The sequence below is a fragment of the Nitrincola schmidtii genome (assembly GCF_008973715.1).
GTDB classification, from domain to species: Bacteria; Pseudomonadota; Gammaproteobacteria; order Pseudomonadales; family Balneatricaceae; genus Nitrincola; species Nitrincola schmidtii.
Map to the genome: position 1 here is coordinate 1 of NZ_WBOL01000004.1, position 12,420 is coordinate 12,420.

Sequence of the window (12,420 nt, forward strand, 5' to 3'; positions counted from 1 at the left end):
CTATGGCTTCCTTCAGACCCTGCCGTTGGCCAGCAACGCCCTTGCCATTCGGATTGTCTTCCCCTTAGTCAGGGTGACTCAGGTTTCTTTCAACCTGACGGGTTTACCAGCTTCGCTGGGCAAACAAGAAAGCCCGGAACTAGCCGGGCTTAATAGAGGGGAACAAGCTACTGTTTATGCAGCGACTTCATCTTCTACTGATGAGCGGATTAGGTAGTCAAACGCACCTAATGCAGCGGTTGAGCCATGTCCCATCGCAATGATAATTTGCTTGTAAGGAATGTTCGTCACGTCACCGGCTGCAAATACACCAGGAATGTTGGTTTCGCCATGGCTGTTGACTTCGATTTCACCGAAGCGGCTCAACTCCATATCACCTTTTAACCATTCAGTGTTGGGGATAAGACCGATCTGAACAAAGATACCCGCAACATCGACATCAACCATCTCATTGGTCTTGCGATCTTTGTACGTCAAACCAACGACCTTGTTACCATCACCACGCACTTCTGTGGTTTGCGCCATTTTGATGATGTTGATGTTTTTCATTGAAGAGGCTTTACGCTGCAGAACCGCATCGGCACGCAGGGTATCACTGAACTCTAGCACAGTGACATGCTCGACAATGCCAGCAAGGTCGATCGCGGCTTCAATGCCTGAGTTACCACCGCCGATGACAGCAACGCGCTTGCCTTTGAATAAAGGACCATCGCAGTGTGGGCAGTAGGCAACACCCTTACCACGGTACTCTTGCTCACCGGGTACGTTCATCTCTTTCCAACGTGCACCTGTCGCAAGGATAACGGCTTTACTTTTCAGCGTTGCACCATTTTCCAGATCAATTTCAACCAGCTTTTCACGGCGTAATTTCTTCGCACGCTGGTTATCCATCACATCGACTTCATATTCTTTGACATGTTGCTCTAAGCTAGCAACCAGCTTAGGACCTTCGGTGTAGTTAACAGAGATAAAGTTCTCGATACCAACGGTGTCCATCACTTGACCACCAAAACGCTCGGCAACGATACCCGTACGGATCCCTTTACGAGCTGCATAAATTGCAGCTGCGGCTCCCGCAGGACCACCACCAACAATCAATACGTCATAGGGTTCTTTTTCATTCAAAACAGCGGCTTCACGCTTCGCTGCGCCTGAGTCTACTTTTCCTAAAATCTCTTTTAAGGTCATACGACCCTGACCGAAAGGCTTGCCATTCAATAATACCGTTGGCACCGCCATGATTTGGCGCTCGTTGACTTCCTCTTGGAACAACGCACCATCAATCATCACACTGGTAACGTTGGGGTTCAGAATGGCCATCAGGTTCAGTGCTTGAACAACGTCCGGGCAGTTCTGACATGACAAAGAGATGTAGGTTTCAAAATGAAACTCACCCTGCAACTGGCGCGCTTGCTCGATTAGCTCAGCGTCGGCCTTTGAAGGGTATCCACCAGACTGAAGCAATGCCAGCACCAGTGATGTAAATTCATGCCCCATCGGGATGCCAGCAAAACGCACACGAGGTTTTTCACCTACGGGAGCGATGGCCATACTTGGAGTTCTTTCACTACCATCGGTCAGCGTTTTCAAGCTGATTTTTTCACTAAGACCAGCGATTTCCTGACACAGATTGAGTAGTTCTTTTGCTTTTGCTGATTCGTCAACGGACACAGTAATCTCAATCGGATTAACGATGTTCTGCAAATAGGTGTCCAGTTGCTTCTTGATATTCGCGTCCAGCATGAGACCGTCCTTTAACGATTAGGCTAATAAAAAATTCTAAGGGTGTTAAAACCGACCCCGAACGGGGCCGGCTATATCAGCTATCTAACGTAAATTAGATTTTGCCAACTAGATCTAGTGAAGGAGATAGAGTCTCTTCACCTGGCTGCCAAGAAGCTGGGCAAACTTCACCGTCGTGAGAAGCAACATATTGAGCTGCTTGGATCTTACGAACCAATTCTTTAGCAGAACGGCCAATGCCTAGATCGTGAATTTCAGCAACTTTGATCTGACCTTCTGGGTTGATCACGAAAGTACCACGTAGCGCTAGGCCTTCTTCTTCAATCATCACTTCGAAGCTGCGTGAAATTTTACCAGTTGGATCAGCAACCATTGGGAAGTTGATCTTCTTGATAGTATCAGAAGCATCGTGCCATGCTTTGTGGGTGAAGTGAGTATCAGTAGAAACTGAGTAGACTTCAACGCCCATTTCTTGCAGTTTTGGATAGAAATCAGCAAGATCACCCAGCTCAGTTGGGCAAACAAAAGTAAAGTCTGCTGGGTAGAAGAATACGACTGACCACTTTCCTTTCAGGTCTGCATCAGACACCTGAACGAACTCACCATTGTGGTAAGCAGTTGCATTAAACGGTTTAATTTCAGTATTAATCAATGACATTTCGTTCTCCTGTAGGGATTGTCGTTATTCAACAGGAGCCATGTTAGTCAAAAAGTATGACATTTGGAAATTAATATAGATTAACTATTCGATTAGTTTTTTCTATCAAGAGACAGGAATCAATCGATCAACCATTAATTGAAGCGTTGTTCGACCTCTGAAAACATTCTTCGAAAGACGATATACTAACCTAACCTGTTGAATAGCTTCACTAGGCCATACTTCGGTATCGATATTGAAAGCAATCGCATCCAAAGCCAGTTGTCCACCAACCGGCATCACCACCATCTTTAAATGACGATATCCGACAATACGCTGCTGCAATAACCGGAACTCACCGTCAAATAACGGCTCAGGAAATTGATGCCCCCAGGGACCCGCTTCTTGCAATACTTCAGCAAGCTCTAAGGTAAACTCACTTTCGGATAGTTCGCCATCAGTAAACACCACTCTTTGTAAATCATCTTGATTCAAGCGAAGGCGCACTTCTTCATCAAAGGCGGCACGAAAAGCCTCTAAATCATCCATTGCTATCGACATCCCGGCCGCCATAGCATGACCACCAAACTTACGAAGAAGACTAGGATGTTTGGCTGCGATAGCATCTAAGCCATCTCTAACATGAAAGCCTTCAATCGAACGTGCTGAACCCTTTAACTCATCACCCTCTCCGGGCGCAAAGGCGATCACTGGGCGATGCATACGCTCTTTGATGCGAGAAGCTAAGATGCCTATCACACCTTGATGCCAATTAGGATCGAAAAGACAAACACCCCAAGGCATCTCATCGGCATCCAACTCTAAACTTTCAAGTAGTTCATGTGCATCCTGTTGCATTTGTCGCTCTATCGAGCGACGTTCTACATTCAAGTTATTGAGTTGCTGAGCGAATTGCTGTGCCTGATCAGCATCGTCACACAGCAAGCATTCTATGCCAATCGACATATCTTCTAAGCGGCCCGCCGCATTTAAACGTGGCGCAATCGCAAAGCCTAAGTCTGCCGCCATCAGATTTTCACGTTGACGGCCCGCCACGTCGAGTAACGCTAAAATACCTGGGCGTGCTTGTCCTGCTCGAATGCGCAACAATCCTTGATGAACCAGTGTCCTGTTATTGTGCTCAAATGCCACAACATCTGCGACGGTGCCTAAAGCAACTAGATCAAGCAGGTTGGCTAGGTTAGGTACCTCAATACCCTGACGCTGGAAATAGCCAGACGCTATTAAGGCTCGACGCAAGGCGATCATCACATAAAAGATGACTCCCACACCGCAGGTGGATTTGGCGATAAACTCACACCCCTGCTGATTGGGATTAACAATGGCTACAGCATCAGGTAGATGATCACCCGGAAGGTGGTGATCCGTAATCAGAACATCGACTCCTCTTGCTTGCGCACGAGCAACACCTTCAACACTGGAAATACCGTTGTCTACCGTAACGATTAAGTCTGGCGGTTTTGGCAAGGCTAAGGCGACATCGACTATCTCTGGGCTAAGTCCATAACCAAACTCAAAGCGATTAGGAACCAAGTAGTCAACCTGCTCCACCTTCATCATGCGCAAGGCCAGTACGGCCACCGCTGTGCTGGTAGCCCCATCACAATCAAAATCACCAACAATTAGGATTGACTGTCGCTGCTCTAAAGCAATGACTAAACGCTGTACCGCTGCATCCATTCCTTTGAGTTCAGAATCTGGAAGTAACTCTTTAAGACTCCGTCCAATATGGCTGGGATCTTTGATACCTCTGGCAGCATAGACACGCGCTAACACAGGGTGCAAACCAGATAGGCTATCAGGATCGATGAGCGGAGAACGGCGTTTTATGATTGGAGCAGACATGAATGAAGACTAGGCCCAACAGAAAGAACAGAGGCTCTCATTGATGAGAGCCTCTGATAGATAGACATTAATCGCGATGAACCTTGGAGGCAATAAACGTTTGAACTTCCGTCATGCTCTTTGGCAACACGGTGAAGCGCTCTTCACGGGTCATTAGATCACTTAAGCGCTCGGGTAGCTCTGGCGCATGTAAACCGGCTTTCACCACAGGTTCAGGGAATTTCACCGGATGAGCGGTTGCTAACGTAATCATCGGGGTGGCTTTATTACGCCAGCACTCACGAGCTGCTTTCAAACCTATGGCGGTATGGGGATCCAGCAAATATCCCGTTTCAGCATGACATTCAGCAATCACTTGGCAAGTGGTTTCATCATCGACGGCATAGCTATCAAAGAGTTCACGGACACTTTCCCACTGCTCACTATCTAGCTTGACTGATTCAGTCTTAAAGCGTTTCATCAGATCCGCAATCGCAGCACCATCACGACCATAAACATCGAACAACAGGCGCTCGAAGTTAGAAGAGACCATAATATCCATCGACGGAGACAAGGTATGTTCTAAGGTGCCTCTAGACATATCATTACCGGAAATAACTCGGTGAAGAATGTCATTGCGGTTAGTCGCGACGACTAACTGCTCAATCGGCAAGCCCATTTGTTTAGCCAGGTAACCCGCAAAAATATCACCAAAGTTACCAGTCGGTACCGAGAAAGAAACGGGACGATGTGGACCACCCACAGCCAAAGCTGATGAGAAGTAATAAACGATCTGAGCCATAATGCGAGCCCAGTTGATCGAGTTAACCGCGCCTAATCTCAACCCTTTCAGGAAGCTTTGATCAGCAAAGCTATCTTTAACCATCTCCTGACAGTCATCAAAATTACCTTCTAAGGCAATATTGAACACATTATCAGCCAGAATAGTGGTCATTTGACGACGCTGAACTTCTGATACACGGTTGTAGGGATGCATGATAAAAATATCGAGGTGCTCACTGTGGCGGCAACCTTCGATAGCGGCAGAACCGGTATCACCAGAGGTAGCGCCCATGATAACTAAACGCTCACCGCGCTCAGCTAACACATGATCCATCAAACGACCCAGTAACTGCAGAGCAAAATCTTTAAAGGCCAAGGTGGGTCCATGAAAGAGTTCTAAAATCCATTCATTCGAACCCAACTGAACTAAAGGTGCAACTCCACGATGCTCAAACACGGCATAGGTTTCATCAACCATACGCTTAAGATCAGCATCATTAATGCAATCAGCCACAAACGGCTTAATCACCTTAAATGCTAGCTCGTTATAAGGTAAACCTACCCAAGAAGCGATCTCTTCGTGGCTAAATTTAGGCAAGGTCTCTGGCACATAAAGGCCACCGTCATCGGCCAAGCCAGCTAATAGAACATCGGAAAAACTCAATACCGGAGCTTTACCACGCGTTGAAATATACTTCATCTTTTAACCTCAACCTTCCAGATGATCGATACGGATGCGGATCACATCACCAAGAATATCGGGAAGCGCTTCAATTTCACGTATCGCTTCATTCATCATGCGCTCTTCAACACGCTGCGTTAGCATGATGACCGGCACTTGTGCTTCACGCGTTTCTTTCTGCACGATCGCTTCGATGTTAATACCTTTTTCACCAAGAATACGCGTGACATGAGCCAATACCCCAGGACGCTCCACTGCTTGAAGGCGCAAATAGTAACCACTCACTGTCTGTTCAACAGGCAACACTGGAAGTTCAGACAACTCATCAGACTGGAAGGCCAATGGGGGTACGCGACTTTGCGCATCGGTATCTAATAAACGGGCAACATCGATCAGATCTGCAATGACAGCGGATGCGGTTGGCTCTGCTCCGGCACCGGGTCCGTAGTAGAGTGTTTGACCCACTGCATCACCTGATACCAACACAGCATTCATCACGCCATTGACGTTAGCTAACAAAGCAGACTTAGGAATTAGGGTTGGATGCACGCGCAGTTCAATACCTTGATCAGTACGACGACTGATGCCCAAGTGTTTGATTCGATAACCTAACTCTTCAGCATACTGAACATCATCAGGGGTAATTTTACTGATTCCTTCGGTATAGCTTTTATCGAACTGCAAAGGAATACCATAGGCGATGGATGCCAAAATGGTCAACTTATGTGCGGCATCGATGCCTTCAACATCAAAGGTAGGATCTGCTTCCGCATAACCCAGCGCTTGGGCTTCTGCTAAAACATCGTTAAAAGCACGACCTTTTTCACGCATTTCAGTCATGATGAAATTGCCAGTACCATTAATGATACCTGCTAGCCAGTTAATCTGGTTAGCCGCAAGACCTTCACGAATGGCTTTAATGATGGGAATACCACCCGCTACAGCCGCTTCAAAAGCTACCACGACATTTTTAGCGCGCGCAGCCGCAAAAATCTCATTACCATGCACCGCGATCAAGGCTTTGTTGGCTGTAACCACGTGTTTGCCATGCTCAATCGCCGTCATCACCAGTTCTTTGGCAACATCATAACCACCGATCAACTCAACAATCACATCGATGTTGGGGTCACGTGCTAATGCCATGACATCGCTTTGAAGGGTATAACTGCTGGTGTTGCAAGCTGGATTGTCGTGACGAGAGGCAATGGCGGTCACCTCGATCGTACGACCCGCACGGCGAGCAATTTCACCTGCATTCCTTGTCAGCACATTGAATGTACCGCCACCGACAGTACCCAGCCCACAGATCCCGACTCTAACCGGCTTCAAAACACACCTCACAGATATAGTTCGCTAGATAATTCCACACAAGTGGATAAAAAATGGGCTCTAGTATAACGAAAACGGGGGCGATGCACTATGCACGCCCCCGTCCTTTGAGACCTTATTTGACTTAATTAGTTAATGCCTAGCATCTGCGCAATACGTGCAGCTGGCATGTAACCCGGAATGATAGAACCATCTTCCAAGACCATTGCTGGTGTACCAGAAACACCCATTTTCTGTCCAAGAACCAATTGATCAAAAACCGGATTTTCACAGCTTTTCTCTGACACTTTCGCGCCGGATTTAACTCGATCCATCAATTTCACACGCTCATCCGCTGTTTCTCCACACCAGATCGACACCATGGTTTTATAGGTCGCGGTATTTGGACCGCCACGTGGAAAGGCCAAATAAGAGACTTCAACACCCATTTCATTTAACGCAGCGACTTCATCATGCAACTGGCGACAGTAAGGACAATCCACATCGGTGTATACATGGATGGTAGTCTTGCGCTCACCCTTAGCTGGATAGGTAATTTTCTGCTCTGCTGGAACCGCAGCTAAAGCTTCGGTGCGCATTTCATTTTGCGTTTGCTCAGTAACATTGACTATGCCTTGTTGGTCATCTATTCGAAACAGGTGGCCAACAATAAAGTATTCTCCTGATTCATGGGCATACAAAATCTCTCCACTTTCAAGCGCAACTTCATAAACACTGGGCATATCAGTCGACTGAACACTTTTCACAGGGATTCTAGCATCCGCTTTTAGTAACTGCTCGCGGATAGTGTCACGCGGATCTGCCATAGCCTGTGTTGATATCAATAATGCAGCGATTAAACTAACCCACAACGTGGATATTTTCATAGTTACCTCAGTATTTTTAATTGCTTTCACGTTTAACTCTCTTCTCTCTGATAATGCAGCTCAATAAAAGTTCACCTTCTCATCCTCGCGGGTGATGAGTTTGATGCAATAACTGTAAACGATGCGTGGCTACATGAGTATATATCTGAGTCGTTGACAGATCTGAATGCCCTAATAACATCTGCACAACTCTCAAATCCGCGCCATGATTTAATAAATGGGTTGCAAACGCATGCCTTAACACATGAGGTGAAATAGGCTTTTCAATACCTGCTGTCATTGCGTGTTGACGAATACGATGCCAAAAAGTTTGGCGAGTCATTTGTGTACCACGCTGACTTAAAAAAACCACCTCTTGATCCGCATGTATAGATAATAAAGGCCTAGCCTGCTTAAAATAGAGTCGAAGCCAATCCAAAGCCTCATCGCCCACGGGAACTAATCTTTCTTTGTTACCCTTACCGACAATCCGCATTACTCCTTGCTGAAGACTGATCTGCTGTAAACTAAGGGTAACTAACTCTGTCACTCGCAAACCGGCCGCATAGAGCAGTTCAAGCATTGTTCTATCTCTTAACCCTAGCGTATCGGATGTATCGGGGGCAGCTAACAGGGCTTCAACATCACTTTCGCTAAGCGTTTTGGGTAATGGTCGACCGGGTTTAGGGCTTAATATATTCAGTGTTGGGTCGTGTTGAATCTGACCTTCTCGAAGCAAATAACGAAAAAACCCCCTTAAACAAGATAATACTCGGGAAGTCGACACTGCCTTAAAGGTTTGTGTAACGCGCCAATCTAAATATCGTTGAAGATCAGCACGCTGGGCTTGATCGATTGAGATACCTTGTTGATTTAACCAGGCGGCAAAATGGTTCAAATCTCGCTGATAAGACTGTTGCGTATTTTTACTTAAGCCCTTTTCAAGCCATGCAAGCCGAATAAACTCTTCGATAATACGCTGGTCTTTTTCTGTGGGTCGCAGGGCATTAAAACGACGATCAACACTCAACGATAAACCTCTGTTCCCTGAATCGTGTCTAATTCAACCGGGTACTGGGCGACACCATGCTGAACACGTTCAGCAACTCGGACAGTTGAACCTTCTACACTTACCAATACACCATCAACACGCTTACCAAAAGAGGTAAAGAATCTTACCGGATGCCCAACATAGTTCACTAAATCTTCTGGTGATGTTTGTTGATATCGTCTAGGCACTGCTGATTGCACAGTTTGAGCAGGAGGAGAGGCGACACCCGGCATACTTCTTGGCAAGGAGGGATCTACTTCAACTGGCTCTGATACATCCTCTGAAGACAACACCACCGGTTGCTGAATCAACGCCAACATCAAATTAGCACTCTCTGCATCGATCACTTGAACTTGATTATTAATCGTAACACTTAACTGCTGACTTAAACGTTCAAATAATTGATCTGGTGACAACAAATCAGATTGATTAAGACCTTCGGTATTCAACTGGATAGAAAAGCTTGCACCTGGCTCAGCTAATTGATGATAAGCAGAAATTAAATTTTCGGGCACCGGTATCATAGTTTGTGCTACCCAATCATTCACTAAGCTTTGGTGCTCTTGACGATACTCAGCCAGTGATAATCCAGATTGCATGGAGCAGAATTGGTTTCTTCGCTGGTTAAAACCTGTGTCACGCAAACTAAAACTTACGCGTTGTAAACTAGGTGCAGCAGTTAGATTTCCCAATCCAACATTCCCACCAACGTCAACATCAAGCAACAACTCGCCCCAACCTTGCATGTTGGTGAGAAGTTGAAGATTCAGAGGCCCCATATCGCGACCGCGAAGATTGAGGAAGAAATCAAAGCGACCCTGACGCATGCCCATCATACGAAGTGCGGACATATCAAATTGAGTGACTCGTCCACAACCTAAAGCTGCTAACTGAACCCCTTCACTATCATTCGTAGCGAATTGCTCCATCATCAAGAACAAGGGCATATTAAAATCGACGTTGAGTCCTTCTATAGCCAAGGTCAAAGAGTCTGGCCAATCGCCCTGATTCACTCGGGATTCAAACTGCAAAAAGAAAAGAGGATCAGATTTCAGGCTGATACTATCAATGATAATACCCGATTGACCCATGAGGTTAACGGCAACGGTATTGAGGGTAATCTCGCCTAGTGGATTCACATAAAGCGAATCATATTGAGCATCTACGAAGGGGCCCATCTCTTGTAGTTGACGATCAACGGATCTTTTAACCTGATAGTAATAAAGACCATAGAGCGCCAACGCAAGGATCAACAGTAAAAAAAGTGCTTTTGATAGGTGCTTAAGTATTCGCATTCAGACCATTTAACCCCGCTCCCCATGTATATGTCCATTCTAGGCAGATTTTAGTAGTTTGGCGAACCCCTTTTAACTAAAAAACGGCCCTTAGGCCGTTTTTAGTGGAAGATTTGAAACAATCAACCCAATTTTTCTTTGATACGCGCAGATTTACCACTACGCTCACGCAAGTAGTAAAGTTTCGCTTGACGCACATCACCACGACGCTTGACGCTGATGCTGTCAATGACTGGGCTGTAAGTCTGGAAAGTACGCTCTACACCCACGCCGTGAGAGATTTTACGTACAGTAAACGCAGAGTTTAAACCGCGGTTACGAATACCAATCACAACACCTTCGAAAGACTGAAGACGGCTACGATCGCCCTCAACTACTTTTACTTGAACGACAACAGTGTCGCCAGGTGCAAATGAAGGCACCTCTTTATTCATTTGTTCAGCTTCGATCTGCTGAATAATATTACTTTTGCTGCTCATCGCTCGCTCCTGTTTTTTTCAACCGCACGCCTGTTCGGCTTCGCGGATATATTCGCTTAACAACGCCTGCTGTTCGGGGTTAAGTTCAATCTTATCCAGTAGATCTGGTCGTCGCTGCCAGGTTCTTCCTAACTGCTGTTTTAAGCGCCAGCGCTTAATTTCAGCATGGTTACCACCTAACAACACACTTGGAACCTGCTTACCATCAAGCTCTTCAGGTCGCGTGTAGTGAGGGCAATCTAACAAACCCTCTGCAAATGAGTCTTCCGCTGCTGAATCCTCATGCCCCAATACTCCGGGTAACATTCTAGATATCGCATCGACCATCACCATGGCCGGCAACTCACCACCACTGAGAACAAAGTCACCCAGCGACCATTCTTCGTCTATTTCTGCTTCAATCAGACGTTCATCAATCCCTTCGTAACGCCCTGCGACTAAAATCAGACTATCCGCTTGCGCTAACTCCAATATCCCAGCTTGTGTTAAACGTTTCCCCTGAGGAGAAAGGTAAATCACTCTGGGCTTACCGGGCGCTTCAGCTTTAACAGCCTGAATTGCATCTCGTAATGGCTGCACCTTCATCAGCATTCCAGGACCACCGCCATAAGGTCGGTCATCCACTGTGCGATGCTTATCGAGTGTAAAATCTCTTGGATTCCAACACTCAACACTCAGCAAACCATTTCGAACCGCACGTCCTGTGATGCCATAACCAGTGACGGCTGTAAACATCTCAGGAAATAGACTAACGATTCCAAACCACATCTAGAACTCCGGGTCCCAATCAACCCGCATCGTTCCTGCTTTAAGATCTATCTCTTTAATCACCTGATCCGGCAAATAGGGAATCAGACGTTCAGCCTGATCCAAACTCTCATCGGTTGCATGAACAACCAACACATCGTTAGAACCGGTTTCAATCAGGTGATCTACCCGCCCCAGCAATTCGCCGGATTCGGTAAATACCAAAAGATTTTCAAGCTGACTCCAGTAATAGTCACCCGGTTCGAGTGCAGGTAATTGATCCATGGAGACGTAAATTTCCACGCCAGTCCACTCTTTTACCTGTTCAGGGGTTTCTATACCTGCCAACTTGGCAATCAAGCCTTTTCCGTGCGGCTTACCTGATTCGAGTTTAATCGAAACCATTTTGCCATCACGTTTTATCTGCCAGGGTTTGTAAGTAAAGACGTTTTCAATCGGGTCGGTGTAGGAATAAACCTTCACCCAGCCTTTCACTCCATAAGGAGCGGCTAACTTGCCGATCAAAGTGAGCTCATTCGCTGCGTCTTTCTCCATGCCTGTCAGATCCGCCAAACTTATTGTGCGGCTGCTTTGCGTGCATCTTTCAGCAACTGAGCAACGCGCTCAGAGGTCTGTGCACCTTTGCTGACCCAATAGTCAACACGCTCTAGGTCGACGCGCAGACGCTCTTCCTGACCCCGGGCTACAGGGTTAAAAAAGCCTACCCGCTCAATAAAGCGGCCATCACGAGCAAAGCGTGAATCGGCAACGGTGATTTGATAAAACGGACGCTTTTTGGCGCCGCCGCGAGACAAACGAATAGTGACCATGCGCTGGACCCCTTTATTTCGCAAGGATGGGTTTTAGGATCGCCCATCGTTAAAAATCCCCGCCCCTTCGCTGCTTAAGCCGACAAGACGGGGGCCATTCTTAAAAAACAAGGCGCGAATTGTACGCCAAACAACCAATAAATAAAAGCATTGA

At 46.5% G+C, this 12,420-nt stretch carries 12 protein-coding genes; all 12 read right to left on the reverse strand.

Features of this window, described 5'->3' with window-relative positions:
- Positions 1-174 precede the first annotated feature (174 nt).
- Entirely contained in the window at positions 175-1,743 is a 1,569-nt protein-coding gene (gene ahpF, locus F7R24_RS04535; RefSeq protein ID WP_151670066.1) for an alkyl hydroperoxide reductase subunit F, read from the reverse strand.
- A 94-nt stretch (positions 1,744-1,837) separates the two neighbouring features.
- Positions 1,838-2,401, reverse strand: a complete 564-nt coding sequence (ahpC, locus tag F7R24_RS04540) for an alkyl hydroperoxide reductase subunit C (protein WP_151670067.1) — start codon at positions 2,399-2,401, stop codon at positions 1,838-1,840.
- Positions 2,402-2,506: 105 nt separating this feature from the next.
- Positions 2,507-4,246 carry a single-stranded-DNA-specific exonuclease RecJ gene (gene recJ / locus F7R24_RS04545; protein ID WP_151670068.1) on the reverse strand — a complete coding sequence of 580 codons (1,740 nt, stop codon included), beginning with the start codon at positions 4,244-4,246 and terminating at the stop codon, positions 2,507-2,509.
- Positions 4,247-4,313: 67 nt separating this feature from the next.
- Complete coding sequence (gene thrC, locus F7R24_RS04550) at positions 4,314-5,708, reverse strand: threonine synthase (protein ID WP_151670069.1); 1,395 nt, start codon at positions 5,706-5,708, stop codon at positions 4,314-4,316.
- A gap of 9 nt (positions 5,709-5,717) precedes the next feature.
- On the reverse strand, positions 5,718-7,019 hold the full coding sequence (locus F7R24_RS04555) for a homoserine dehydrogenase (protein ID WP_151670070.1): 1,302 nt from the start codon (positions 7,017-7,019) through the stop codon (positions 5,718-5,720).
- Between the two features lie 128 nt (positions 7,020-7,147).
- A complete protein-coding gene (locus F7R24_RS04560; RefSeq protein WP_151670071.1) occupies positions 7,148-7,885 on the reverse strand; it encodes a DsbC family protein in 738 nt (245 codons plus the stop codon).
- Between the two features lie 79 nt (positions 7,886-7,964).
- A complete protein-coding gene (gene xerD, locus F7R24_RS04565) occupies positions 7,965-8,894 on the reverse strand; it encodes a site-specific tyrosine recombinase XerD (protein ID WP_240775986.1) in 930 nt (309 codons plus the stop codon).
- Positions 8,891-10,210 (reverse strand): hypothetical protein, encoded by a 1,320-nt coding sequence (locus tag F7R24_RS04570; protein ID WP_151670072.1) that lies wholly within the window; start codon positions 10,208-10,210, stop codon positions 8,891-8,893. Before F7R24_RS04570 ends, xerD begins: the two co-directional genes overlap by 4 nt.
- 122 nt (positions 10,211-10,332) lie before the next feature.
- Positions 10,333-10,689 carry a 50S ribosomal protein L19 gene (gene rplS / locus F7R24_RS04575; protein ID WP_151670073.1) on the reverse strand — a complete coding sequence of 119 codons (357 nt, stop codon included), beginning with the start codon at positions 10,687-10,689 and terminating at the stop codon, positions 10,333-10,335.
- Positions 10,690-10,707: 18 nt separating this feature from the next.
- Positions 10,708-11,457 (reverse strand): tRNA (guanosine(37)-N1)-methyltransferase TrmD, encoded by a 750-nt coding sequence (gene trmD, locus F7R24_RS04580; RefSeq protein ID WP_151670074.1) that lies wholly within the window; start codon positions 11,455-11,457, stop codon positions 10,708-10,710.
- Positions 11,458-11,991: a ribosome maturation factor RimM gene (gene rimM, locus F7R24_RS04585; protein WP_151670075.1), complete on the reverse strand. Its 534-nt coding sequence runs from the start codon at positions 11,989-11,991 to the stop codon at positions 11,458-11,460.
- A gap of 20 nt (positions 11,992-12,011) precedes the next feature.
- Positions 12,012-12,266, reverse strand: coding sequence for a 30S ribosomal protein S16 (rpsP, locus tag F7R24_RS04590; RefSeq protein WP_151670076.1), 255 nt, complete (start codon positions 12,264-12,266; stop codon positions 12,012-12,014).
- Positions 12,267-12,420: the final 154 nt, after the last annotated feature.

Coding starts and splice junctions, on each gene's coding strand:
- ahpF (WP_151670066.1), bottom strand. CDS start 1,743: ATGCTGGACGCGAATATCAAGAAGCAACTGGACACCTATTTGCAGAAC.
- ahpC (WP_151670067.1), bottom strand. CDS start 2,401: ATGTCATTGATTAATACTGAAATTAAACCGTTTAATGCAACTGCTTAC.
- recJ (WP_151670068.1), bottom strand. CDS start 4,246: ATGTCTGCTCCAATCATAAAACGCCGTTCTCCGCTCATCGATCCTGAT.
- thrC (WP_151670069.1), bottom strand. CDS start 5,708: ATGAAGTATATTTCAACGCGTGGTAAAGCTCCGGTATTGAGTTTTTCC.
- F7R24_RS04560 (WP_151670071.1), bottom strand. CDS start 7,885: ATGAAAATATCCACGTTGTGGGTTAGTTTAATCGCTGCATTATTGATA.
- F7R24_RS04570 (WP_151670072.1), bottom strand. CDS start 10,210: ATGCGAATACTTAAGCACCTATCAAAAGCACTTTTTTTACTGTTGATC.
- rplS (WP_151670073.1), bottom strand. CDS start 10,689: ATGAGCAGCAAAAGTAATATTATTCAGCAGATCGAAGCTGAACAAATG.
- trmD (WP_151670074.1), bottom strand. CDS start 11,457: ATGTGGTTTGGAATCGTTAGTCTATTTCCTGAGATGTTTACAGCCGTC.
- rimM (WP_151670075.1), bottom strand. CDS start 11,991: ATGGAGAAAGACGCAGCGAATGAGCTCACTTTGATCGGCAAGTTAGCC.
- rpsP (WP_151670076.1), bottom strand. CDS start 12,266: ATGGTCACTATTCGTTTGTCTCGCGGCGGCGCCAAAAAGCGTCCGTTT.